The sequence below is a fragment of the Acaryochloris sp. 'Moss Beach' genome (assembly GCF_021497025.1).
GTDB classification, from domain to species: Bacteria; Cyanobacteriota; Cyanobacteriia; order Thermosynechococcales; family Thermosynechococcaceae; genus Acaryochloris; species Acaryochloris marina_A.
This window is the reverse complement of the sequence record NZ_CP071717.1, coordinates 3,968,129-3,992,759: the sequence shown is the minus strand read 5'-3', so window position 1 is coordinate 3,992,759 and position 24,631 is coordinate 3,968,129. Positions and strand designations below refer to the sequence as shown.

The following is a 24,631-nucleotide window of genomic DNA, read 5'->3' as shown; positions in this document are numbered from 1 at the left end:
GGAGCATTTCTGCTATTCATTCTTTATGACCTCCGGTTTTCCCAATCCTTACGCCTTTGAGCATTCTGATCCAGAGACCTTAGAAGCTGAGCTGGACCAGACCATCCAAGATTTTGAGCAAATGCAGGCAGAACTGGGGTATCAGCAGGCCCATTCCGCCCTAGAAACCTTAGTGGAGAAACTCGATCTCTCTCCCCGAGAACGAGCAGGCTTGGAAACCGAAATTAACTCCCTGCAATCCATGCTCGACAAGCTGGAAAAACAGGTGGTGCACATCGCCGTGTTTGGCATGGTCAGTCGAGGGAAATCGTCTCTCTTGAATGCTTTGTTGGGACAGTCCATTTTTGCTACCGGGCCGGTGCATGGAGTCACCCAACAGAGTCAGCAGGCTAGCTGGTTTGTGGATCAAAAATCCGGTGAAGATGCGATTCGGGTGTCGTTGCAAGGGGTGGGGCAGTCCCGGATTGAGCTGATTGATACCCCCGGCATCGATGAAGTCGATGGTGAGGTGCGGGAACGACTGGCCCGCCAAATTGCCCAGCAGGCGGATTTGATTTTGTTTGTGATTGCTGGGGATATGACCAAGGTCGAGTTTGAGGCTCTATCGGAGCTGCGGCAGGCCAGTAAACCGATCCTACTGGTGTTCAATAAAGTGGACCAATATCCCGAAGCCGATCGCAACGCTATTTACGAAAAAATTCGAGACGAGCGGGTGAGGGAGCTGCTGTCCGCCGATGAGATTGTCATGGCCTCGGCGGCCCCACTGATGGCCCAAGCGATTCAATATCCTGATGGTCGCTTGGGGGCAGAACTCGTCCCAGGACCGCCCCAAGTTCAGGATCTGAAGTTAAAAATATTGGAAGTGCTAGAGCGGGAAGGTAAATCCCTGGTGGCTCTGAACACCATGCTCTATGCCGATGATATTAATGAGCAGCTGATTGAGCGGAAGATGCGGATCCGCGATCGCAGTGCGAATCAGATCATTTGGCGCGGGGTAATGGCTAAAGCAATCGCCATTGCCCTCAATCCCGTCACCGTTGTGGATGTGATCAGCAGTGCCGCCATCGACATTGCCATGATCCTGACCCTCTCTAAGCTTTACGGCATTTCCATGACCCAAAAAGGGGCCGTGGATTTACTGCGCAAAATTGCCTTAACCATGGGCGGCGTTGGGGCTACGGAACTCCTCACCACCCTGGGACTAAGTTCCCTCAAAGGGCTACTCAGTCTAGCGGCTCCGGCAACGGGGGGAGCCTCCCTGTTGCCCTATGTTTCTGTTGCCATCTCCCAAGCAGCTGTAGCGGGCGTCTCTTCCTATGGGATTGGTGAAGTTACCAAACGGTACCTGATCAATGGGGCATCCTGGGGACCCAATGGCCCCAAAACCGTGGTCAACGAGATTCTCTCTTCTCTAGATCAGGCCACTATTTTGAACCGCATCAAAACCGAGCTGCAGGAAAAATTAGATCCTACCGATGACGGTACTGCAGTGGAAGAGAGCTAACACTTATTCTGGGGTGGTGGCAGTATCTGCTCCCGTGATATCGATGGTGTCATTGACTTGGAGTTTGCCCTGGTCATCAATACTCCAAATGTCATAACTCCCGGTGACATCGCCCTGAGGGTTCAGATCGACCGTGCCACTGGCTCCCTGGTAGTTGATGGCTTTACCGTCCCGTAACAGGGCCAAGGCTTCACAGACATCTGTTACTTCTTCCCCAGGTGCATTGGCGACCTCGGGTAACTGCTCTCGAATCCCCGTTCCTGTGGTCTCCTTAGCGGCCTCAGCAGCCAGAACCAGTAGGGCTGTCGCATCCCAAGTATTAGGGTCAAAGACGCCGGGCTCGCGCTTAAAAGCCTCTTGATAGCGTTTCTGGAAGGCAGCTAATGCCGGGCCACCTGCACTGGGAGCCGTTCCCAACATCCCGGCCACTAGATATTTCCCTTGGTCATTTTTCCCCACTAAATCGGCAAGGCTAGCCTCTTTCATGCCGTCAGTGGTAATCAATGCCGTTTTCCCCTCTAGAAACCCGAGTTCTTGGGCAGACTTGAGGATTAAACTGCCTGTCTCGGGATAGGACACTAGTAGTACCGCATCGGGCTGCCCTTTAAATACCTGATTTACTTCTGTATCAAAGGTGGAGGTATTCGGATCGTAGAAAGTGGGCCGAGCTTCATTGACCACCGTCCCCCCTACTGCTTTAAAGGCGGGGATAAAGGCAGAAACTAAGCCATTCCCATAGTCATTATTGATGGCCAAAATAGCGATGGACTTAAACCCTTTTTGTTTCGCTAGTTGGGCGAGAGCCTGACTTTGAAAGGTGTCAGGGGGTGCCGTTCGGGCCCAAAATCCTTTGAATTCGCCTTTTTCAGCCCGTTCAGTAAAAAACAGGGCTTGTACTAGCGGGAGAGATTTGCACCACTTGACGCCGTACTGCAATAGGAATCGCGGCGCTGGATGAGGCGCTAGAGGCAGCTCCCACTACCCCCACCACTCCATCGGCTTCAACGAGTTTGGTCATGGCTTGGGTACCTTGGGCCGGATCCGTTTGGGTGTCCGCACTGATTAAGGTAACGGGTTTGCCCAATACCCCATCACAGGCATTCACCGTCTTCACTAGTAGATCAGCCGTGTCTTGCATGGGAGTGCCATATTGCGCCAAGTCGCCGGTAATGGGGAGTAGCGTTCCTAGTTTGAGGCCGTCTCCTGTTGAGGTCGGGGAGGAGAGTTGACACCCTGCAATGACATAGCAAAGACCTAAAGCCGCCCCAGAAACTAGACGTTGACGAAGCATAACCAATCTCCCTAATACCGAATATCAGCAATGAATTGATGGGACCCGAAAAATCCAATAACCAGCTTAGTAGACTCACTTCCGCTTCTTCTAGTCCTGCTACAAAGCTTTAATTTACCCAGGCGGGACGAGAGCTTTTGGGAGCCCTCTCGGTGCAAATTTGATCCCATTCACCATATATTCACTGGGACTTTGTATCGTGATACACAGTTTTTTACTGGGATATCCCACGGAGGATCAGCATGAAAATGAAAGCGATTGCCGCTATTAGTCTGGGCATGTGTTTGCTTTTACCCACCGCCTCGACCTTGGCTCAATCTGAGTCTGATTCTATGCCCATCAGTCCGACCCCTGATGGTTCGATGACACCGGAAGCGCCCCCCGAGGCAGCGCCCCCTATCGAGACCGAAGCCGCTCCTCCCGAAGAAAGCATCACTCCTGAGAGTGCTTCTCCCTCTGAAGGTGCCGAGCCAGATGCCAATATTGGGGGTGCTGAAGATGGCGCTAAGTTGGTGACCTGTGGCCCCAATGGTGCAGCGAGTGTTGCCATGTCTGTTCGCCCAGGTTGTCATCAGTTGAAGGTCAATTCTCCTCCTGGAGTCAAGTAAGCCCTCATGATTATCAGAGTCAAGCCGATTGTTTGAGACTCTGATAATCTTTGCCTATCATTCACGTTTTCTTCACAAAGTTAGAGAACTCTCTCTGGCCTTTGAGTGCAAACCGATAGCATGATTGTTTTCAAGGCTCTGGTGTTTATGTGAGCTATCTTTACTGAACAAAGGTCTAATCTTTCGGCCACGAGACTATACCTTTGTTCAGTAAAGAAAAAACTTATTCTTTGATTTTTAATGATTACTTTTTTTTACTGCTAAAAAAGCGACGGACTTTGATCGAATGGGTTTAAGTAGCTTGGTAGACTCAGCATTCGAGCAAAGCATCATTCAATATATCAATCTCGCTACAGCAGATTTCATTTACAAAAATAAATAATTTGCAGTCCTTATTCTTGCATAATGCAAATTGATGAGTGGTTTCTGAGTTTTCTAAGAAAACTCTAATTTTTTTCCCTTAGAAATTTTTGCTAGGCTAGGAAAAGTGAATCAAAGGTTTGAGTAATAACCAGGCCATCGCTTATCCCCATGTCGATCTGTGAAGAGGCGATGCCTAAATTCATTTTATAAAGACCAAGGGGTATGACTATGAACGTCCAAGACATCCACCAGTATTTCAAAAATCCGCCACCCGTCTACATTACTAAGGAAGTAGCTGTCTGCTATATCCTGACGGTTCTGCTGGAAGAAGGAGATTCCTATGGCACGGCTCTCCTGAAGCATATTCGAGCAAATCACCCTCCGTATCGAATTTCTGACACGGTGCTGTATGCTGCCCTTAATTTCCTCATTGATGAGGAGATGTTGAGTGGGTACTGGCAAAATGAGTCTGGCCGAGGTCGACCTCGACGGATGTACCAAGTGGCCGAGGGACGAGAAAAGGATGCTCAGAACCTGTCCCAACTGTGGCTAAAGTTTTTGGGTAAGGATCCCGCCTTGACGGAGTCTTTAGTGTTGACTTAAACGTCTTTAGACCTTTAATTGAATGACCTTACGGCTGGAACTATACCTTGGTTCCAGCCGTCTTAATATCAACGTGGGATTTGAAGATTTCATTCGCCCGAGACATAACTTGACAGACGAGTGATCGGTGTTAAGGTTTAACTCTGCTATGTGCATACTCATGGCATAAGAGCATGGGTTTGAGGTCACGAATATCGGGTTTGTTTGAACTCACGCACATCTAAATTTTGAGCAATTAGAGAGGAGCTATGAAAGGATTAATTCGCTGGGGTCTGATAGTTAGCCTGGCCGGAGGTGGCTTTGTCGGTACCTCTCTAGTGCAGCAAGAAGCTGCGATCGCAATTCCCGAAGCGGAAGCGGTTAAGCGCCTTGAAACGGTTCCTACTTTTGCAGTAACAGACGCAAAAGGGTCACCTGTTCTTGCAGCTGTCCCGAACCCGAAAGATAAGACCAAAAAGATCCAAGTGGCGACCTTTTTTATGAGCCAAACGGATGCTCAAAATTTGGTCAACAACTTAAAGGCTAACAAGCCAGAAATTGGTAAGTCCGCCCGCGTGACTCTGATTTCTCTGCGAGATGCCTACGAAATCACGAAGAAGAATAAGGATAAGCAGGATGAATTGGTGTTCCAATTTATCCCGAATAAAGAGCAAGTCGATCTTGCCAAGGCCATCCTGAAGCAGGAAGGCCAGGATGTGAAGCAGTTTCAGGGCGTCCCCATGTTCTTCGCCATTGGCGGCAAAGAAAAGGGATTATTGACGATTGAGCAGGGTAAAGAGAAGATCATCCCCTTCTATTTTCGCAAGCAAGATTTGCAGGGCATGATCGACCAGCTCAAGAAGCAAAATAACCCCCTAAGTGGCACCACCAAAATTCAGGTGACGTCCTTGGATCGCCTGGTAGGCTCTTTGTTCAAGTCTGAAGATGCTACCGCCAAACAAATTGTGCTGATTCCGTCCCGAGATGCCTTAGAGTATGCTGTTCAGCAGCAGAAGAAAAATGGCGCTCAGCCCCAGAAGCCTAGTGCAACCCCAGCGGCAACCCCTAAAAAGTAACGCCTTCCAGGTCTCGGGTCAGAGACTTTGGCAATGGTATCAACACGCGATCGCAGATCTGTCTCCAGGGCAGGGGCGATCGCGTGTTGATTTAAAGCAGGAACTGGACTGGCTTTTGTTAGAAGTCTCGGATCTAGAACCTATCGATTTGAAGCTAGCACCATCAGAGACCCGGATCATGCAGGTGTCTTTGGCAGAATTACAGCAGCTTTGGCAGCAGCGACTAGCAGAAAATATTCCTGTCCAACATCTAACGGGAACCTCCCATTGGCGGCAGTTTCATCTGCAGGTATCAAAGGATGTCCTGATTCCTCGCCCAGAAACGGAATTGCTGATTGACTTGGCTGTAGATGCAGCTCAAAACTCTGCTCGTCTAGAACAGACCCATTTATGGGCCGATCTGGGTACCGGAAGTGGGGCCATTTCATTAGGGTTGGCGACGGCTTTTTCCCAAGGGACAGTGCATGCCGTGGACTGTAGTCAGGCAGCCCTAGCGGTTGCCCAAGGCAATAGCCAGACCTATGGCTTAGACCAGCAAATTCACTTTCATTTAGGCCAGTGGTTTGAACCTTTAGGAGGGCTTGAAGGTCAGTTTTCTGGGATTGTCAGTAATCCACCCTATATCCCGACGGACGTTTTACCGACCCTGCAGCCTGAAGTGTTTGACCATGAGCCCCATCTAGCTTTGGATGGAGGCAGGGATGGATTAGATGCAGTGCGGGAGATAGTTGCGATCGCACCCCAATACCTACAGCCCGGTGGCGTCTTACTCCTGGAGATGATGTGTGGCCAAGATGAAGCTGTCAAAACACTCCTCACGACGCAAGGCCAGTACGAACAGATCCAAATTCATCCAGATTTAGCGGGTATTCCTCGATTTGCCCAAGCCTATCGAATATAAGTTACGGTTCGAATACAGATATTTGTGACAACCATGACCATTCTGGAGCGCCTTCAATCAGACTACGACCGCTTCCCCGAGAACCAGTCTTTTGACTTATATGCAGAGGATGTTTACTTCAAAGATCCCCTCAACCAGTTTCGCGGCGTTGCCAAGTATCAGGAAATGATTGGCTTTATTCAGAAGTGGTTTATCAATACCCGCATGGAAGTTCATGGCATTGACCAGCAGGACAATGAAATACTCACCCGCTGGACCTTATATTGGCAAGCTCCCTTTCCCTGGAAACCCCAGATGGCCATTACAGGCCGCAGCGAACTGAAGCTCAACGAAGCCGGTTTAGTCTGTAGCCATATTGACTATTGGGATTGTTCGCGTTTCTCGGTGTTTAAACAACTGTTTTTCCCAGTTGCATCGTCTACCGTGTAAATAGGCGGTTAGCGAGGTGGGGTATGGAAGTCGGTTTACCGAAGGAAATTAAGGATCAAGAATTTCGCGTTGGTTTGAGTCCTGCTAGTGTTCAATCTTTAGGACAGCAAGGTCACTCAGTCTTTGTCGAAACGCAGGCTGGCATAGGTGCTGGCTTTCCAGATAGTGACTATCTGCAGGCTGGGGCCAAAATAGTGGCCACAGCCGATCAGGCTTGGAACCGTGAGTTAGTGGTCAAGGTAAAAGAACCCTTACCCGCAGAGTATGGCTTACTGCAGTCGGGACAACTTCTGTTTACCTATCTGCATTTGGCCGCGAATCGCACATTAACCGAGCAGTTAATGAAGGCCAACGTGAGTGCCATCGCCTATGAAACCGTAGAAGTGACCTTGCCAGATCGCATTTCTTTGCCCTTACTGACGCCCATGAGTGTGATCGCGGGTCGCCTCTCCATCCAGTTTGGGGCTCACTTTCTTGAGCGGCAGCAAGGGGGACGAGGCGTTTTGCTAGGGGGAATTCCAGGAGTTAAACCCGGCCAAGTGGTTATTCTTGGTGGAGGGGTTGTGGGCACAGAAGCGGCTCGCATCGCCGTTGGCATGGGGGCTCAAGTGACGATTTTAGATATTAATGTAGAGCGGCTTTCTTATCTTGAAACTCTCTTTGGCTCTCGGGTAGAGTTGCTGTACAGCAGTTCCCGGCATCTAGAGCAGGTATTACCCACTGCTGATCTATTGGTCGGTGCGGTTCTTGTACCCGGCAAACGGGCTCCTATCTTGGTGTCTCGTGGATTAGTTCAGAAAATGGTTGCAGGTTCGGTAATTGTGGATGTAGCGGTGGATCAGGGGGGCTGCATCGAAACCCTACACACCACTTCCCATACCGATCCAGTCTATGAAGCCGAAGGGGTACTTCATTATGGGGTTCCCAATATGCCGGGGGCAGTGCCATGGACGGCGACCCAAGCCTTGAATCATAGTACGTTCCCATTTGTGGCCAAACTTGCCAACCAGGGCTTAAAGGCCCTAGAACAAGACGTAGCCTTGCAGAAGGGATTGAATGTATACCAACACCGTTTGGTTCACCCTGCAGTCCAGCAAGTGTTCCCGGACTTGGTCGCCTAAATCAGCTCTGGGAGAGCAGCTCAAGGGTATGCTGAAGGGGACGTCTTGAGTGGTTGGGCGCGAACCTATGTCCCATTCTGGTGAATTAAATCCTGAGTCTGATCTGGTCTTAGTGGTAGGAGCCACAGGAGGTGTGGGGCAGTTGACGGTGGGAGAACTCCTGGCCCAAAACATCAAGGTGCGCATTCTTGCCCGCAATGCCGACAAAGCCCGACAGATGTTTGCCGATCAAGTTGAGATTGTGGTGGGCGATACCCGAAAGGCCGACACATTACCAGCAGCGATGCCCGGTGTGACCCATATTATTTCCTGCACTGGCAGCACTGCCTTTCCCTCAGCCCGGTGGGAATTTCGAGAAGTTTCAACTCGGTGGGAATGGTTTAAGCGATATGCCAAGCCGAGCTATTGTCGAGCGCAAGCGGATAACAGCCCTGAAAAGGTGGATGCCGTGGGGGGGCAAAATCTGGTGGATGCTGCTCCCCAGGATTTAAAGCGGTTTCTGCTCGTCTCTGCTTGTGGCATTGAGCGCAAAGATAAACTGCCTTTCAGTATTCTCAATACCTTTGGCGTGTTGGATGCCAAGCTGGTGGGCGAAACAGCACTCCGTCAGTCAGGCTTGCCCTATACGATTGTGCGTCCGGGTCGACTAATCGATGGTCCCTATACCTCCTACGATTTGAATACGCTGCTGAAAGCCAAAACGGAAAGTCAGTTAGGTATTGTCGTTGGCACGGGAGATCAGCTCTCAGGAGAAACCAGTCGGATTGATTTGGCGACTGCCTGTGTCGCCTGTTTACAGAATTCCCACACAGTTGGCAAGGTTTTTGAAATAATGAGTGAGGGGGCTCGACCTAGCACCATTGATTGGAACACTCTATTTTCGGAACTGATCTAGCCCCAACAATGCAGCGTTTCGCTCAATTCTTTTCGAGGCAACCTCCTCTCACCCATAACATCTTGAGTATCGGGTTTCGAGGAGCTGGGAAAACCGTTTTTCTAGCAGGGAGCTATACCTCTCTCCACTTCAATCGTAAAAAAGCCCGATTACATCAAGAATGGCTGGACTGCCAAGACGCTGAGTCTCACGAGAAGATGAATCAGCTTTTGAACTTCATCACCCAGTCACGTCAGTATCCACCGCCAACGTTAAAAGCGACTGATTTTAACTTCAGCGTTAAGACTCGAACCCTATGCGGTGTCAAAACGCGCTGCCATTTGCACTGGTGGGATATACCAGGGGAATTTTGCCAGCCCAATAATACCGATTTCCAATTGTTGCTCTTTAGTTCCCATGCCTGCTGCTTGCTGATTGATGCCCCGGCTTTCGTCAATGATCGTCCCTACCAACAGAAAGTGAAATCGGTGCTTCACCAATTGGCGCAATTCCTTCCTCAATCCCAAGCGAATCGTCCCAATTATCCGTTGGCAGTCATTCTGACTAAGTTTGATTTGTTGCAAACGGAGCTGAGTCGGGGACAGCTTAAGCAGCAGCTTCAACCGTTCGTCCAGGATTTACGCAGTCATCAGATTAACTCTCATGGGTTCACCTCTGCGATTCCGCTGATTTCTTTCGGAGCCAGTGTGACCTTGCATCCCCAAGGTACGGGTGCTCCTTTCCGCTGGCTGATTTCAGAATTGAAAAAAACTGAACAGTCATGATGGTGGGGCATATTGAAAATGAGGCTCAATTCGCGTCAGCTAAATCTCCAGGACTGAATACGGGTATTTGGAGAGGTCTGGGCACTGGACCTGTTCTGAGCTATGGAGGAATGCTGAGTTTCTGGTTTACCCAGTCGCTTCCATCTCCATAATGCAATCTTGAATTTGCGGATGCATGTCTTTCAAACTGGCATGATATCGACGCCCATGGCCCGGTAAAATCCACTCGAAATTGTAATTTAAAAGTTTTTTTCATGGATTGAATTTGCTCATCCCAGGAATACCAACAGTAGCGTCGGAACCCCACCAAACGATTGGCCCCTGCCGACCAAGCCAAATGGTCCCCTGTAAACAAAAAATTCTTGTGCAGCAACACGGTATGGCCTTGACTATGGCCTGGCACCGGAATAATCAGTAGGTCTGGGGCCAAGGTATAAGGGGCGGTTCCCTCAAGTGTTAATTCCACATCTTGGGTTTCTGTGGAAATATCATCCTGGTGCAAGATTCTAGTGCAGCCAAAATGCGATTGAAACTGAGCATGGTCCGCTACATCATCCTGATGGGTGAGATACATATACTTGATGCCCCCCATCGCTTCTAGTTGTTTCACCAGGGGCGGTGTAAATTGGGGCGAGTCAACCAAGACATTGCCGTCATCCCGCTGAATAAAATAGCTGGTGGCCCCAAAGGATTTCTCAGAATGGTAGCCACAGTGGTAGACATTCTCAGTGACTAAGATAGGTAGGCTTTGTTGCACCTGGCGAATCTCAGTGGGTTTCTCAACGGTACCAATTGAGGCTGTCGGACAAGATAATAAAGCTTGCAAGGCATGGAGCCGTTCTTTTTCTTGAGTGGGCTGGGCAAACACGGCTGACTGACTGCCGTCCCGATGAAAAATTTCGGGAGCCATCCATCGGCAAGTATCACAGTCAATACAGGTACTATCGACGTACACATCTCCCGTAACATTTTGCGATCGCATCTTCTGTATCTGAGCCATGATTAAAACCTCTGGAAACGCCGCCTGCCTCTAGCCTAGCGTGAGCCTCAGGTCTTCAGCTGCAGTGGTAGGCTGTAACCGTCCGTGACTTCCCCTCTCCTCCTATGCGCACCATTGCCGATATCAACGACAAAATCGAAGAGGGTAAAGCCGTTGTCTGGACGGTAGAAGAACTGAAAGCCAAAGTGGCTGACCTGGGGATTACCCAAGCGGCGAAAGCCGTGGATGTAATTACCACGGGCACCTTTGAACCGATGGAATCCTCTGGGGCCATTCTCAACCTGGGACATACAGATCCACCGATCAAAATTCGCCAATGTTGGCTGGATGGGGTGGCGGCCTATTCTGGATTTGGGGGCGGTGGACCTGTACTTAGGCGCTTCCCAAGCCCCAGATCGCAAGCAGCCTTCAGAATTAATGGAAGGGGAAGATATTCAAATGCAAGGGGGCGGTCATGTCATCGAAGACTTGATCGCGGGCAAAGCGGTTCATCTACGGGCACTAGGGCAAATGACCGATTGCTATCCCCGGGCCACTCTAGACACGATGATTACTAAGGAGACCATTAATCAGTTTTATCTGTTCAATCCCCGCAATCTCTACCAAAATTTTATTGTGGGGGTGAATGGTGGCGATCATCTGCTTTATACCTATCTGGGGCCTCTACAACCGCGCCTGGGGAATGCCATCTACTCCAATCCAGGGGCCTTATCTCCTTTACTGAATGATCCGAACTTGCGGCTCATCGGCGTCGGGACTCGAATTTTCTTAGGTGGGGGAGTGGGCTATGTCACTTGGGAAGGAACCCAGCATTTTCCATTACAAAAGCGATTGCCAAATGATACGCCCATTGGGCCAGCGGCGACCCTGGCACTGATTGGAGACGCCAAACAGATGGAGTCGCGATGGGTGCGGGGCTGTTATTTCAAGCAGTATGGTCCGTCTTTGATGTTGGGGGTCGGCATTCCCTTACCCGTGATTGATGAAGAAGTGGTCCGCCGTTGTGCGGTCACGGATGAGGACTTAGTCGCCCCCATTATCGATTTTTCGATTCCTCGTCGCGTGCGGCCGACCTTTGGTTTAGTCAGCTATGCTCAGCTGAAATCTGGAACTATTAAAGTCGAGAGCACCAAGGTTCGTTCGGCCCCGTTAGCCAGTATGGCCCTGGCTCGTCAGGTGGCGCTGGAACTGAAGCAGTGGATAGAGTTGGGGACGTTTACTTTGACTGAACCAGTGGCGTCTATTGCTTGCGATCGCACCTTCGTTCCCCAGGATGCTTGGGGGTCACAAATTAGCCTGGAATAACCTCATGCCCTTTGATCTCGCTAGAAGTTTTAGTCAGTAACCTGGCCAAAATTAGGAATACTTTTATTGTTCAAACAACGAATACTTGTTGTTTGCAGTTTGTGCAACTTTTAGCCAATATTTTCTTCAGCAAGTTAAAAAAAACAGGGTATTCACAACAACTGAATTCAGCAAAATTTAGCATAAATAACATCTCAAGCTTTGGTCATAAATAAGGCAATAGGGTTGAATGATTGACTCGAATTGCCAGCGTCAACAACCTATCGGTGCAAGGGAATAACACAGTGAGCGGACCTTCAACAGAATCTCAAACCTGGCCATCTTTTCCCAAAGCGATCTTATCGGTCAGTCGTAAAGAGCATTATCACCAGCCCCTGGGTTTAACGATTTTGTCTAGGAAGGATGAAGGAGTACAAGTAGACCCCAGCAGTTCAGCCTTTCTGGAACCTCAATATTGGCAAAGCCATTCCCCCCAGTCTGACGTTCCTGGGCCTCTCCCCACAACCTTGAAGGGCCATGTGTTTGTGATTGGCACGGCTGCCTCCTTTGATTCCCACAAAATTAAAGATACTGAAATTTATTTACCCACCCAAGGTGGTTGGCAACATATCTATTCTGGCGATGGCATGATCTATCGCTTAGATTTTCATAGCTCAGTTCATTCAACCATCACATCAGAGAACCCCCACCCCGAGCAGCCTTGTGCCACCACTCAGCAACCGGGATGGGCCCATTTAGCGACTCGCCTGATCAAAACCCCTGATTACTACGCAGACTGGGCTTTGGAGTCCAACCCCAAATATCTAGAGCAGTGGTCAGACTATCAGCAGCTTACGTTCCGGGATGCAGCCCTAACGCGTCTATCGATGGGATTGGGAGGCCGCAATTATCTCAATACTGCCTGGTTACCCTTAAAGCCAAAACAGAATGATAGCGAGCGATTGCTGGTGACTTGGGATGCCGGACGGCCCTACGAAGTCGACCCCTGTTCCTTAGGATTGGTTGCTCCCGTCGGCCTCAATAAAGATTGGAAGCCAATTTTTGATATGCCAGCGGTTTCAAGGCCCCTGCAAAAGGTTTTTGGGTTTCCGATTTTGTCCCAGGTGTTTCCCATGATTCTGTCATCGGCTCATCCCGTGTATGACGACCATGAAGATGCCGTTTATATGGTCAACGGCACTAAATCCATGGGCAGCATGATGCAAGTCACGAAACTGCAGCCCTATTTCCTCAAAGGGCTTTTGGAATTCTTAAATAAGCTAGAGGGGGAAGATCCCAATACCCCGCGAACGTCTTTCTTTGACTATGTTGTGCTGGCGTTAGTCAATGTCATGCTTTGGCTCCTAGGGATTCTGCTGGCTATTTTAAGTTTCTGGGAGGTTGGAGGAACCGATCGGCTCTTCCTCTATCGATGGCAGGGGGAGCAAACAGAGATTGATAAATCAGATCAATGGGAAGTGGTGACGGAAAAGGGGCATTCAATTCCCATCTATCAGTCCGTTCATCAAATGTCTTTGACGAAAGACTACATCGTTATTTCCGATTCCAGCTTTAAATTTGTGGTGGCCGATGTACTGCCCAGCCTTATTAATCCCCAAAATTTTGCGAAAAACCTACGCAGGGTTGTGAGCTTCGTTGCCCGTCCCAGACAAACAGTGACCGAAAACCCTGAGTCCAATTCTACCTCGACTGACTCACCCGATCAAAGTCCAGATCAGATCAAAAAAGGAATAAAAAGGGACTTACGCCAGGATTTTCAAGATTTATTTTCATTCCTCAACTATGCCCAAACTCCTTATACCGATGTGTACGTTATTGCCCGGACTGACCTAGAGTCTACTGATTCCAGCCCAGGGGGCAACAAAGTGAAGGCCAAGCATTTTCGTCTTCAACCAGAAACCGCCCATTTTCTGGCGAGTTATGAAAATCCAGCTAACCAAGTGGTTCTCCATGTAGGCCATATTAAAGGTCTCGATCCAGCCGAATTTGTCAACAAAATTGACGAGGCGGTGTGTCACTATTCTCAAACAGCCAACTCAGGGCAACCTTGCCCGGAAGATATCAATCAAATCCTGCAGCAGCGATCCGGTGTTTTAGCCAACAGTATGGCTCCGAATCAGTTAGGAACTTGGACCTTAGATATGGCAACGGGACAATCCGAAAAAGCCATTATTGAAGACGACGATAAGTTTCAGCTGCTGGCCTTCTTTGCCTTCAATGAAAAGACAGCCAACCACTTGACAGATGTATATTGGAATTGCGGCGGTGCCTGGCCCAACCACCACACCCTTAACCATCTCGATCTATACAAAGACCAAATAGACCCTCAGGTACTCGATCAACAAATTAACCGGATTGCTAAGGAAGGTAGACCGGCCAATCTACTGCGAGTCAGTCAAACTTCCCCTCTAGACGGACAGGCCTCTACTCCTCCTCAACTCAAGGTTGAAGACTATTACGCCTTTCCGCCAGGCTACTATGCCAGCTCTCCTCAGTTTGTGCCCAGAGAGGATGGTCTGCCTAGTTCTACCCACGGTTACATTGTCTGCGTGGTGGTTGCAACGGATTATTTGCAAACAGACCATGCCACTCATGCCAAGCTAAGTGAGCTATGGATCTTTGATGCTGCCCATCTGAGTCAAGGGCCGCTGTATCGACTGAATCACCCGGAGTTAAATATTGGGCCAACCCTACATACGGCCTGGCTGAGTAAGCTTGAATCCCCCCCCTCGCGGACGGACTATGACGTTCGGGAAGATTACAAAGGGGTACTCGATCAAATGGAACCTGAAAACCTAAAAACTCGCATCCAGGATCTATTTGAACAGGAGGTGTTCCCTCAGGTTATGCATGACAGTGCAGATGCGAGTGCGAAGCAAACCTTTAAGATGAGAATCTTTGATACCACCGAAGTATCTACGGCTGTCTATCACGGCGTGGAACAATATGCGACTGCCTGTGGATATCATGATCCGATTGTGATCCGAGCCGAGGAAAATACTTTGGTTCAGGATGTTCAATATCAAGATACGGATCAACTCTCCTCCCTACAGTTCGCTGAAATCATGCAAGCGGGTGTTGATTTGTATCGCGGTCACCGGCCCCATCAGCAGGGCGATGAAACAACACCACTACTCCACCAAAGTGCAAAGGCCCTTGCGGCTTTGTTAAAAATCATTGCTGCTGTAGAAAATGGGGTTCTTTTGCTGGGCCAACTGATCATTATCAAATCTAGCAATCTAGAAAGTCCCCCCCAGACCTATATAAAAGTGGTGTCGGAAGAGTTGAAACAGACTCTGGCGAAGACCCCTGAGCTTTTGGATAGTTCTCAAGCGATGGTCAACTTTCTCTATAATCGAGCAGAATTACCCGATGCCATTGCTTAGGCTGGGTCAAATTAGTGGGCCACCTGTAAGAGGATCACACTGGTGACACCTTCAATCTCTTGATAAGTTAGTGGGTGACTTAATTTCTTACCTGCTCCATTTAATACACGTTTTTCTTGTTAACTCTGGCTCGAACTAATCACAATCAAGCTTTGCTGTGGGCATGTACCAGTGTTCTCGGGTGGATGGGCCTAATGTCTTCTGCCTCAGCCCAAATTCGCCCTGATGCAACTTTGCCGATCAATTCAGAAGTTCGCTCAGAGGGAGCAATACAGCGAATCCTGGGAGGGACTCAGGCGGGACAGAACTTATTTCATAGTTTTCGGCAGTTTGATCTTCCTACTGGCACGACAGCTTATTTTGATCAGAATCCTGCTCTGACTAATATCTTTGCCCGGATTACGGGAGGACAGGCATCGACGTTAGATGGTGTGCTTCGAGCCAATGGAGCCACTAATTTATTCTTGATTAACCCTAGGGGGATCTTGTTTGGCCCCAATGCTCAACTGAATGTGGGGGGCTCTTTTTTAGCCACGACGGCCAATAGTGTCCTGTTCTCGAATGGCAATATTTTTAGCGCAACCCCCACAGCCCAGTCTGCACCGTTGCTATCCATTAACCGGCCCCTTGGACTAGCATTCAATCAACAGCCGGGGACGATTACGGTTCAGTCTGACCTCAACGTTCAGCCGGGGCAGACCTTGAGCCTGTTAGGGGGCGATGTCAATGTCAGGGGCAATCTAACTGCTCCAGGGGGGCGGATTGACTTGGGTGCCGTTGATGCGAATCAACAGGTGCAGTTGAACCCTTCATCTAGGGGATTAAACTACAGCGGTGTCCAACGCTTTCAAGATATTCGCGTTGACAATTTAGCCACGGTCGACACGAGTGGTCCTGGGGGTGGCGTGATTAATGTTCAAGGCGATCGCATCACCCTGGCTGAGGGAGGACGATTGCAATCCGTTACCTTGGGGGAGATTGATGGTGGTGGTATTACAGTTAATGCTGCAACTTCTTTAGAGGTCTTGGGAAATCTTTCACTGAATAGTCCGATCGATCCCCTTATTGCCCAAAGAGGCTTTTTTCTACCCCAAACAACGACTATTCTCTCAACCACAATAGGGACGGGTCAGGCCAGTGCGATTGAAATTAATACTGGCACGTTACGGGTTACTGATGGCGCTAAGATCACCGCCGCCACCGATGGATTAGGCCCCGGTGGGAACCTTACCATTACTGCAGCTCGTTCTATTGATGTCGGAGGGGAAACGATCCTCTTGGGATTCCTTCCGGAAGTGGTTCCCTTTACTGAACCTGTGACTCGAAATTTCCTCATTGACCAGACCAGTACCAGTCAAATTAATGCTCGGAGTGCATTTATTCCCAACAGTGGCCCCAGTGGCAATATCACCATTAATACGGGCGATCTAACCTTACGGGATGGCGCAAATCTGACGGCGGGATCAAACTTTGGACCCGGCGGTATGATTACCCTCAATGCAACCAGCACCGTTGAAATTGTAGGGTCTAGTAAAAGCGGATTTTCAACGAGTAATGTGTCTACAGCATCTATTAGCTCGAACAATGCTTTAGATACCATTATTCGAGCTAATAAACTGATTATCCGTGATGGCGGTGTGATTACGGCCAGTACTTTTGGCTTAGGGCAAGCGGGAGATATCCAAATTAGCACGACTCACTCCGTTGAAGTTCTGGGGATAAGTCGATCGGGTCTGATTGCTAGTCAAATTAATGCGGGTACCTTCGGCGCTGGTGATTCTGGTGATATCACAATTGATACAGGTAAGTTAAGGATTAAGGATGGGGGGAATCATTCAACTAAGTAGTGTGGCTCAGGGCCAGACCGGCTCCTTGAAAGTAACAGCTAACTCAGTTTTTCTAGAGAATCAAAGTCAGATTAGTAGTAATGCGGTGGCGAGTCCCGCAGGCAATCTCAATATCGATACCAATCTATTGCTCCTAAACAATGGCAGTAACATTACTACCAATGCTTTTGGGCTGGATGCCGGTGGCAATATCAGCCTCAATGCTGATGTTATTGTGGCGCTCCCTTTAGACGGCGACAGCAATATTACTGCAAATGCATTCAATGGACCGGGAGGGCAAATCACCATTACGACTCAGGGTCTTTTTGGGATTGCGGTGAGTGAAAGCAATACTGATCTCAATGAGATTACGGCGATTTCTCAAAACAATCCTCAGCTCAATGGCATAGTGGATCTCAACACCCCGGATGCCGATCCCAGTGAAAACCTGGCGGAACAACCCGATGATGTCGAGTCTCCTCAACCCATTGCTCGAGGATGTCAAACTCGGCAATTTGCGAATCAAAGTCGCTTTAAACGCTTAGGGCGGGGTGGTTTACCCATTAGCCCCCATAGCTCTCTCTCTTCCTTAGCGGTATGGCAAGACCTGCGGACAGATCCAGAGCCTTTATCTCAAGTCATTCCCCCCTCCGAACTAACCGCGACTTTACCCACCGATACTCCAGTACAGGAGATTACGGAAGCTCAAGGTTGGCAGCAGGATGACCAGGGACGCACCGTGTTAACAACGCAGCGCCAAGGCCCATCACATTATGCGTTCCAACCCTCTGCTCCCAATTGCTAACTTCGGACAGCATCCACGGGGCCAGCGGAAACGATGACCACTCGGTCAGGATGGATAAACGCTTCAATGGCCTGATTGATCTCAGCCATGGTTACAGCGCCTATTCTTTGGGGCAGGTGACGGATGTCTTCGATGGGTAAGCCCAGGACTTCATTCATCAAAAACCGTTGGGCCAAAATATCGGGATCAGACAGATCAACAGGGTAACTGTTGAGGATAGATCGCTGGGCCGTTTCTAACTCGGACTGAGTAATCCCTTCTGCTTTCACTTGTTTGAGTAAGGCTAGGGTACTGGAAATAGCCGTTTGGGTATCTTCGGGTGATGTTTGCATCTGTACGGCAAAGGGACCTGCATGGAGACCGGCGGCAAAGTAGCTATAGATGCCGTAGGTGAGTCCTTGGCGATCGCGAATTTCAGTCCCTAAACGACTCGATAGGGTATCGCCCCCAATAATCTGGTTCAGCAGCATGGCTGCATAGTAGAGGGAATGGTGGCGTTCAATACCGGGATAGCCCATATAGGTCACCACTTGAGTCTTGCCCGGTAGAGGAGCGTTGACCCGCTGAATCGTTTGAGGTAGCTGGGGTTCGGGGAAGTCTAGCTGGGTGGAGTCCTGGGACTGTTGCCATTGGCCTAGGGTGTGGTTGAGTTGCGATCGCAACTCCGCTACCTCAAAATCTCCCACCAAAGTCAAAATCATATTGTCGGGGTGATAATGCTGTTCATAGAACCGCAAAATTCCTTCTCGACTGATGTTCTTCAGACTATTGGCCGTGGGGAACCCATGAAAGGGGTGGTCTTGGGTATAGATTTTTTGTTGAAAGGTCCGTCGAGCTAACGCTCCCGGATCATCTAGTTCGAGCTGCAAGTGGGTGAGCATCCGCTGACGAGATAATTCCAACTGCTGCTGGGGGAAGGTCGCGTTCTGCAAGACATCCCCTAAAGTCTCTAACACCACGAGAAGATCAGGAGACAAGGCATATCCAGACACATCGACGCCTTCTCGCAGGGAGAGAAAATCTAAACTTGCCCCACGATCTTCCAAGACTTTGGCAATGGCTAGATCATCTTTGCTAGTGGTGCCGCTCATCAAATTATCTGCCGTCATGGTGGCAACTCCACCTAATGTCAGATAATCCCACTCATTACCCGCCCGAATATGCCCACTGAGTGTAACTGTGGGCGTACTGTGGTCCTCCAGCAACAGCACCGTCAAACCATTGTCTAAAACCCACCGCTCGGGTAAAGATTGGGTATCTGAGCCAGCGGAGGTCGCCAAGTCAGGCAGATATTTTGCCACCTGAGCCGGATCGACCGGTTCGCTAGGGGTAAAGTTTTCGGCCGTTTGGGTTGCAGGGATGCCTGCCGTCATGGGCTGCTCTTCCAATTGCGTGGGCTCAAATAAGCCGACGGTTCTTTGGATGGGGGTGAGATAGGTTTGAGCGACTCGCTGCACATCTGCAGGCGTCACCGCTTCAATCCCACTCAGGTAGCGATCGCTAAAGCAGTGATCGTTGGTGACAACTTGGTTATAGGCCAACTGGCTAGCCTGATTCTCGATTTCGCGATTACTAAGAATAAAGCCGGCCTTGACTTGAGTTTTGGCCCGTTCCAGCTCCTCAGTCGTAATGGGCTGGCTACGCAGCTGCTCCAGGGTTGCCTCTACCACCTGATCAATTTCTGATAGCTCACCTACCGCTGCGGTCACCGAAATGTTGTACCACCCCCCATCCATTAGGGAGGCAACATAGGCATGGGCATTGGTGGCTAAGCCAGATTCAATTAAAGCTGGATAAAACCGTGAATTGCGCCCAGCCGACAGGATCGAATCCAAAATCTCTAAGGCCGGAATATCAGGATGCTGGGCATCAGGAATAGGATAGACCGCATCCAGCAGAGGGGCACTGCCGGGTTCTTTCAGCACAATCGGCGCTGAGGGGGCAGCTTGAGTGACCACTGGCATCGGTGCAGGTGCCGTTGCGACAGGACTGCTTGGAATCTGACCAAAGTAGGTCTGAATTTGCTCTAGAACAGTGCCTTCGTCAAAATCCCCCCGTGATCACCAACGTGGCATTACTCGGCTGATAATAGGTCTGGTAATACTCCTGCACTTGGGCCAGGGTAAACTTCTCAACATCGGACTTGTTGCCCCCGACCGATAATCCATAATTAGAATCTGGAAAAGCCTGCTGCATCACGGCCTTACTAAGGCGATAGTCGGGACTGTTCTCGTAGCCTTGCAACTCTGAAATGACCACTCGTTTTTCACTGGCTAGATGCTCGGCGGTTAGGGCCACGTTCTGCATCCGATCGGCTTCCAGGATCAGCAACGTTTCTAATTTGTCGCTACCCACGGTGCCGTAATAGGCGGTCATATCATAGCTGGTAAAAGCATTGGAGGCACTCCCCAGGGCACTAAAGAGCTTGCCAAATTGGACTGGGCGGGATTGAGTCCCCTTAAACATCAGATGTTCTAACTGGTGGGTAATGCCATTGAGTCCTGAGGCTTCGTTGCGTGAACCGACCCGATACCACACTTGCACACTGACAACCGGTGCAGTATGCACTTCCTTCAGTAAGATTGTTAAGCCATTTTCGAAGATTATTTTGTTGACGTCTTTAGTCAACACATTTCGTAAATCGGGGGTACTAGAAATAGTCACGTTGGTAGATATCAAATGGGTCAACAGAGGATAAGCCGCATATTCCTCAGATCTTAGTATCGCTCAGATCTTAGTATCGCTCACCTCCTACCCCTGTGGTTGAAGGGAAAAATCTGAGGTCTTGGTCTATGCCCTGACAGCACATAATGGCCATCACACTTTCGCCAGACTCGTCAGACCACCTCATCCCAAAGGGAATTATCATGACAAGAACATCAGGTTGTTTCGCTAAGAGCCATACATGACCATTAACCCAAGGCCTGAGGAGCAGTAATGGACTTCAATCAACTGTTGCTGTGGATGGTTTATGTATCCTGCATTAGCTTATTAATTGTTGGCTTTAAACGAGGTAAGGCTGCTAGAGGTTGGCTCCTGGTCGCTATATTTCTCCTGGGATTAACGGTCTTACTCCAGCAAGTCTTACCGAATTATGTTGGGTTCATCAGTGGTGCCATCTGGTTCCTCATGATATTGATCCCTCAACGAGGATCAGTCCGGATCAATCAACTCACCTGGCAGCATCGATTTCGATCCGCACGTCGATGGGCTCAAGTCCTCCGACTGTTGCATCCTATGGATAGTTTTTGGCAATGGCCCCGCTATCTCTATGCCATGGAGCTCGCTCAAGCAGGTCAACTCCCTGAGGCTGAAGCCAAACTGCTCCCGTTCAGCCAATCCAAGTCACTGATGAGTATGGTTGCTCGCTGCCAAATTTCTCGCTTTCATGGAGATTGGCAGGAAATCCTGGACTGGATGACCCAGGAGACTCCCAAAGCTACGGTCATGAGCAGCACTTCCCTGATGGCGACCTACCTGATGGCCCTAGGAGAAACGAATCGCCTCAATGAGATGATCCTAGAGCTAGAGCGGTTTCAGCCTCAACTTGCTAATGCTGCCAGCAAATATTACTGGGATTTCAGTCGCCTGATTGTGTTTGCCTTCTGTGGGCAGCCAGAGCTGGTGGTGCGTTTGTTCAAGGGTCCCCTGGCTAACATCGCGAACTCTGCACAACAATTTTGGTCGGCAACCGCAGTAATGGCAGCCGGTGAACCAGAGGTTGCTAAACCAGAGTTCGATCAACTCATTGCCAGTGGCAATTGTCTATATGCCAACACGTTACTCAAGCGTAGTCCCCAGGCCAACGTTGATCATGACTTAGATGATCATTCACGCCATCAGTTAAAGGCGTGGGGAGATGCCTTATTCGTAGAATTACCAGATCGGGAACGACAAAAAATCCAGTTCTGGCGATCGCCGATCACTCAAGGTTTGATTACCATTAATCTCGCCTTTTTTATGGCCGAGATCGTTGTAGGAAGTAGTGCAAATGGTCTCAATTTTGGTACAGATACCGTTGCTTTGTATACCTTAGGGGCACTTATCCCAACAGAAGTGGTCGCAGGGGACTGGTGGCGACTTTTGGCGGCAGCTTTTCTGCACTTTGGCATTGAACATCTGAGCCTCAATATGTTTGGGTTAGCGCTGCTTGGTCCGTTTGTGGAGAAAATGTTGGGAACGTGGCGCTTTTTAGTCTCATATTTGATTACAGCCATTGGCTCAATGCTGGCATTAACCCTGTTGACGGTTACTGGTATTTTTGTCACCCCGGCAGCAGTGGGGGCATCTGGAGCAATTATGGGATTAATTGGGACTGAAGCTGCGATTCAGATGCGCATCATCCGACAACAATCTTCTAAAGTGGCAGCGACTCGCTTAAGGTTGATTGGTCTATTTGTAGTGATACAAATGATCTTTGATGCAATAACCCCTCAAGTGAGTTTTATCGGCCATGCTTCTGGTTTAGTGATTGGATTTGGGGTGGGATGCTTACTGAAGCTGAAATACCAGACATCTGTTGTTAAGCCAACAGCACTGAAATCTTCATAAACCTAGTGGTTCCTCAATAGCAATGCCAGTTTTCAGAAAGGGATCTCTATTGTTTTGGTGCTGATTATCATGTTTTGCTGCATGGACTTGCCGTTTAGCCTTATCAGTGTCTAGATTCAGAGCACTAGGGTATGACGAGGTCACTTATGCGGAAACTGAAGTACTATATTGCATCCACGATTGACGGCTTTATTGCCCATGAAGATGGCTCCTTTGATGGCTTTTTGATGGAAGGAGACCATGTCTCAGATTATTTAACGGCCTTACAGCAGTTTGATGCCGTGTTGATGGGACGAAAAACTTATGACGTGGGGGTCAAAGAGGGAGTAACCAATCCCTACCCGCACATGCAGCAGTTTGTGATTTCTCGAACGTTACAAACGAGTCCCGACGAAGCCGTGACCGTTGTCGCTGATGAACTGAATGACTTAGTTCGTAATCTTAAAGCCGAATCCGGTCAAGACATCTATCTCTGTGGGGGTGGAGAGTTGGCAACAACGCTTTTAGCAGCCAAGCAAATCGATGAAATTATTCTCAAAGTTAATCCGGTACTGTTTGGCACCGGAATTCCTTTATTTGCAGGGGGACAAAACCCTGTCCCTACCACTCGTCTACAACTATCGGATCACAATATCTATAGCAATGGTCTAGTGTTGTTGTTCTACACCGTCCTTTACGAACCAGCGAGTTGAGAGACGGCTGCTTAGCATAGAGGATCACGCGGTGAAATCCTGGTCTAAGTTTCCTTCGTACTGCACGGTGTTAAGACCCAGATTTCTCATGAGTGCGTGCCAAAGGGACCAATTTGTATTAAGTTTTGTCAAAGGGGCTCTTGGCTCTCGCTTTACTCTAGAAATTTTATTTAGAAACTGAGAAGATATGTTCCGGATTCGCACCGCCATTTTATGTACGCTTTTAGCATTGTTTTTATTACTGCCTTTACCTGCTCATGCCGCCAGTTCTGCAGCCACTCGTGCGATTGATGATGCAGACATTGTCACGCAAGATTTTTCGGGGCAAGACTTACGAGAGGCTGAATTCAGTAATAATCAATTGGCGGGTGCTAATTTTAGCGAGACCGACCTCACAGCTGTCGTTTTCAATGGGGTTGACTTGACGGGTGCCAATCTAAAGAACGCTGATATGACGGGTGGTATGGCCTATCTGAGCAGTTTTGCAGAAGCTGATCTTAGCGGAGCTATCTTGACGGAAGCCATGCTATTGCAGTCTAGTCTTCGCGATGCCACCGTCACCGGTGCTGACTTTAGTTTTGCCATCGTTGACAAGGACCAAGTCAAAATCCTCTGCGAGACTGCTAGTGGCGTTAATCCTGTTACAGGTATTGATACTCGCGATTCTTTGGGTTGTCCCTAACGGAAGTAGAGAATGTCTATTCCTTGCTGACTCAGGTCTTGATAAAGATTAAAACCTGAGTCAGCAAGGAATTATGTCTGTAGCCTCTCTCTTCTTCAAAATGGCTGCAGATATTTTTGGATGTAAAGGTTTCCTCATCATGGCAAGAGGTTATTCTGGAAATTTTTTGTCTAGGTCATAGCGTAGGGTTAACGGATCAACCATGAAGGTCGTTCACCATCGCCTCAAGAAATAACTCGCTACAATATTTGTCTCAACAAGCCTATTCCGCAATTTTTGTTCGGACTGAACTTGATCCCAGACAGTAACTGATTCATTACTTGAACCCATTCCTAGCGCTAGAACTGTTAAATGATGGGCATTTAGTTTGAACTGGCAGCATAGGCCAGTTGAGAAAATTGGCATAGAAGTGTCAACTACCATTTACACAACAATCTACAAAGCAGAACAAAGAATTTATAAGACAAGTTAAAGAATGTCGCCCAATTTTGGGGATCAAGCTTAGGATCCGATCAGATTAGTATGTCCTCTTATAGGTGAACCCATCCAATTGTTAGTGTTAGGTCCATTTAGTAGAGCTTTGCGCTGATTACGCTTCAATTCCTTGGCACAATTTCCAAAATTCGTTGTTCACGCCTCACTCTCGTTTCATATTTCGATCACTCTCGTAGCTGCAGTTTTTTGCTGTGGCGATGTAGCTAAACCGCTCTCAGGATAATTATTGGAGGGCATTGATCATCTCCGTGAGCCGTTGAATTTCTCCTCAAGTTTTGAAAACTTCATATCCCTCACCTCTGTTTTTAAGGAGGTCAGGAACACCTTAATTTCTAGTTTCCGTTGAAGACTTACC

The 24,631-nt window shown here is 49.0% G+C and carries 19 protein-coding genes and 2 pseudogenes; 16 read left to right on the top strand and 5 right to left on the bottom strand.

All coding sequences use genetic code 11. The features are described from left to right. Window positions 1–25 precede the first annotated feature (25 nt). Window positions 26–1,504, top strand: coding sequence for a DUF697 domain-containing protein (locus HRE53_RS18870; RefSeq protein WP_235107539.1), 1,479 nt, complete (start codon window positions 26–28; stop codon window positions 1,502–1,504). Window positions 1,505–1,507: 3 nt separating this feature from the next. Here HRE53_RS18870 and HRE53_RS18865 read toward each other — a convergent pair whose 3' ends face one another. Both HRE53_RS18865 and HRE53_RS34480 read right to left on the bottom strand, forming a co-directional pair. Beyond that, entirely contained in the window at window positions 1,508–2,440 is a 933-nt protein-coding gene (locus HRE53_RS18865; RefSeq protein ID WP_255800778.1) for an ABC transporter substrate-binding protein, read from the bottom strand. After that, entirely contained in the window at window positions 2,379–2,795 is a 417-nt protein-coding gene (locus tag HRE53_RS34480; protein ID WP_255800776.1) for an ABC transporter substrate-binding protein, read from the bottom strand. Before HRE53_RS34480 ends, HRE53_RS18865 begins: the two co-directional genes overlap by 62 nt. A 242-nt stretch (window positions 2,796–3,037) precedes the next feature. On the opposite strand from HRE53_RS34480, the gene HRE53_RS18860 reads away from it, so the two are divergent. The 8 genes from HRE53_RS18860 to HRE53_RS18825 all read left to right on the top strand — a co-directional run bounded on the left by HRE53_RS18860 (window position 3,038) and on the right by HRE53_RS18825 (window position 9,534). Beyond that, window positions 3,038–3,403, top strand: coding sequence for a hypothetical protein (locus tag HRE53_RS18860; RefSeq protein WP_212664807.1), 366 nt, complete (start codon window positions 3,038–3,040; stop codon window positions 3,401–3,403). A gap of 591 nt (window positions 3,404–3,994) precedes the next feature. After that, window positions 3,995–4,369, top strand: coding sequence for a PadR family transcriptional regulator (locus HRE53_RS18855; protein WP_212664806.1), 375 nt, complete (start codon window positions 3,995–3,997; stop codon window positions 4,367–4,369). A gap of 248 nt (window positions 4,370–4,617) precedes the next feature. Then, window positions 4,618–5,424 (top strand): Tic22 family protein, encoded by an 807-nt coding sequence (locus tag HRE53_RS18850; RefSeq protein WP_212664805.1) that lies wholly within the window; start codon window positions 4,618–4,620, stop codon window positions 5,422–5,424. Then, window positions 5,393–6,325, top strand: a complete 933-nt coding sequence (gene prmC / locus HRE53_RS18845) for a peptide chain release factor N(5)-glutamine methyltransferase (RefSeq protein ID WP_315876621.1) — start codon at window positions 5,393–5,395, stop codon at window positions 6,323–6,325. Before HRE53_RS18850 ends, prmC begins: the two co-directional genes overlap by 32 nt. 33 nt (window positions 6,326–6,358) lie before the next feature. After that, on the top strand, window positions 6,359–6,754 hold the full coding sequence (locus HRE53_RS18840) for a DUF2358 domain-containing protein (RefSeq protein ID WP_212664804.1): 396 nt from the start codon (window positions 6,359–6,361) through the stop codon (window positions 6,752–6,754). Between the two features lie 23 nt (window positions 6,755–6,777). Beyond that, on the top strand, window positions 6,778–7,875 hold the full coding sequence (ald, locus tag HRE53_RS18835; protein ID WP_235107537.1) for an alanine dehydrogenase: 1,098 nt from the start codon (window positions 6,778–6,780) through the stop codon (window positions 7,873–7,875). Between the two features lie 67 nt (window positions 7,876–7,942). Then, on the top strand, window positions 7,943–8,770 hold the full coding sequence (locus HRE53_RS18830) for an SDR family oxidoreductase (RefSeq protein WP_212664802.1): 828 nt from the start codon (window positions 7,943–7,945) through the stop codon (window positions 8,768–8,770). 8 nt (window positions 8,771–8,778) lie between these two features. Further along, window positions 8,779–9,534 (top strand): TRAFAC clade GTPase domain-containing protein, encoded by a 756-nt coding sequence (locus HRE53_RS18825; RefSeq protein ID WP_235107536.1) that lies wholly within the window; start codon window positions 8,779–8,781, stop codon window positions 9,532–9,534. A gap of 126 nt (window positions 9,535–9,660) precedes the next feature. Here HRE53_RS18825 and HRE53_RS18820 read toward each other — a convergent pair. Further along, window positions 9,661–10,534, bottom strand: a pseudogene (locus HRE53_RS18820) (MBL fold metallo-hydrolase). A 104-nt stretch (window positions 10,535–10,638) separates the two neighbouring features. Between HRE53_RS18820 and HRE53_RS18815 the strand changes: the two are divergent. The 4 genes and pseudogenes from HRE53_RS18815 to HRE53_RS18800 all read left to right on the top strand — a co-directional run bounded on the left by HRE53_RS18815 (window position 10,639) and on the right by HRE53_RS18800 (window position 17,856). After that, window positions 10,639–11,839, top strand: a pseudogene (locus HRE53_RS18815) (homocysteine biosynthesis protein). A gap of 233 nt (window positions 11,840–12,072) precedes the next feature. Beyond that, window positions 12,073–15,225, top strand: a complete 3,153-nt coding sequence (locus tag HRE53_RS18810; RefSeq protein ID WP_235107535.1) for a carotenoid oxygenase family protein — start codon at window positions 12,073–12,075, stop codon at window positions 15,223–15,225. A 194-nt stretch (window positions 15,226–15,419) separates the two neighbouring features. Continuing rightward, window positions 15,420–17,072 carry a filamentous hemagglutinin N-terminal domain-containing protein gene (locus HRE53_RS18805; RefSeq protein WP_235107534.1) on the top strand — a complete coding sequence of 551 codons (1,653 nt, stop codon included), beginning with the start codon at window positions 15,420–15,422 and terminating at the stop codon, window positions 17,070–17,072. Next, window positions 17,047–17,856: a hypothetical protein gene (locus tag HRE53_RS18800; protein ID WP_235107533.1), complete on the top strand. Its 810-nt coding sequence runs from the start codon at window positions 17,047–17,049 to the stop codon at window positions 17,854–17,856. Before HRE53_RS18805 ends, HRE53_RS18800 begins: the two co-directional genes overlap by 26 nt. On the opposite strand, the gene HRE53_RS34475 is transcribed toward HRE53_RS18800, so the two are convergent. Both HRE53_RS34475 and HRE53_RS34470 read right to left on the bottom strand, forming a co-directional pair. Next, on the bottom strand, window positions 17,853–19,856 hold the full coding sequence (locus HRE53_RS34475) for a pitrilysin family protein (RefSeq protein WP_255801488.1): 2,004 nt from the start codon (window positions 19,854–19,856) through the stop codon (window positions 17,853–17,855). The genes HRE53_RS18800 and HRE53_RS34475 overlap by 4 nt on opposite strands. Before the next feature lie 43 nt (window positions 19,857–19,899). Next, entirely contained in the window at window positions 19,900–20,520 is a 621-nt protein-coding gene (locus tag HRE53_RS34470) for a pitrilysin family protein (protein WP_255800771.1), read from the bottom strand. A gap of 273 nt (window positions 20,521–20,793) precedes the next feature. Here HRE53_RS34470 and HRE53_RS18785 point away from each other — a divergent pair, with 273 nt between their 5' ends. The 3 genes from HRE53_RS18785 to HRE53_RS18775 all read left to right on the top strand — a co-directional run bounded on the left by HRE53_RS18785 (window position 20,794) and on the right by HRE53_RS18775 (window position 23,781). Continuing rightward, complete coding sequence (locus HRE53_RS18785; RefSeq protein WP_235107532.1) at window positions 20,794–22,407, top strand: rhomboid family intramembrane serine protease; 1,614 nt, start codon at window positions 20,794–20,796, stop codon at window positions 22,405–22,407. A gap of 146 nt (window positions 22,408–22,553) precedes the next feature. After that, entirely contained in the window at window positions 22,554–23,099 is a 546-nt protein-coding gene (locus HRE53_RS18780) for a dihydrofolate reductase family protein (RefSeq protein WP_315876618.1), read from the top strand. A gap of 187 nt (window positions 23,100–23,286) precedes the next feature. Then, window positions 23,287–23,781, top strand: coding sequence for a pentapeptide repeat-containing protein (locus HRE53_RS18775; RefSeq protein ID WP_212664797.1), 495 nt, complete (start codon window positions 23,287–23,289; stop codon window positions 23,779–23,781). Window positions 23,782–24,631 lie beyond the last annotated feature (850 nt).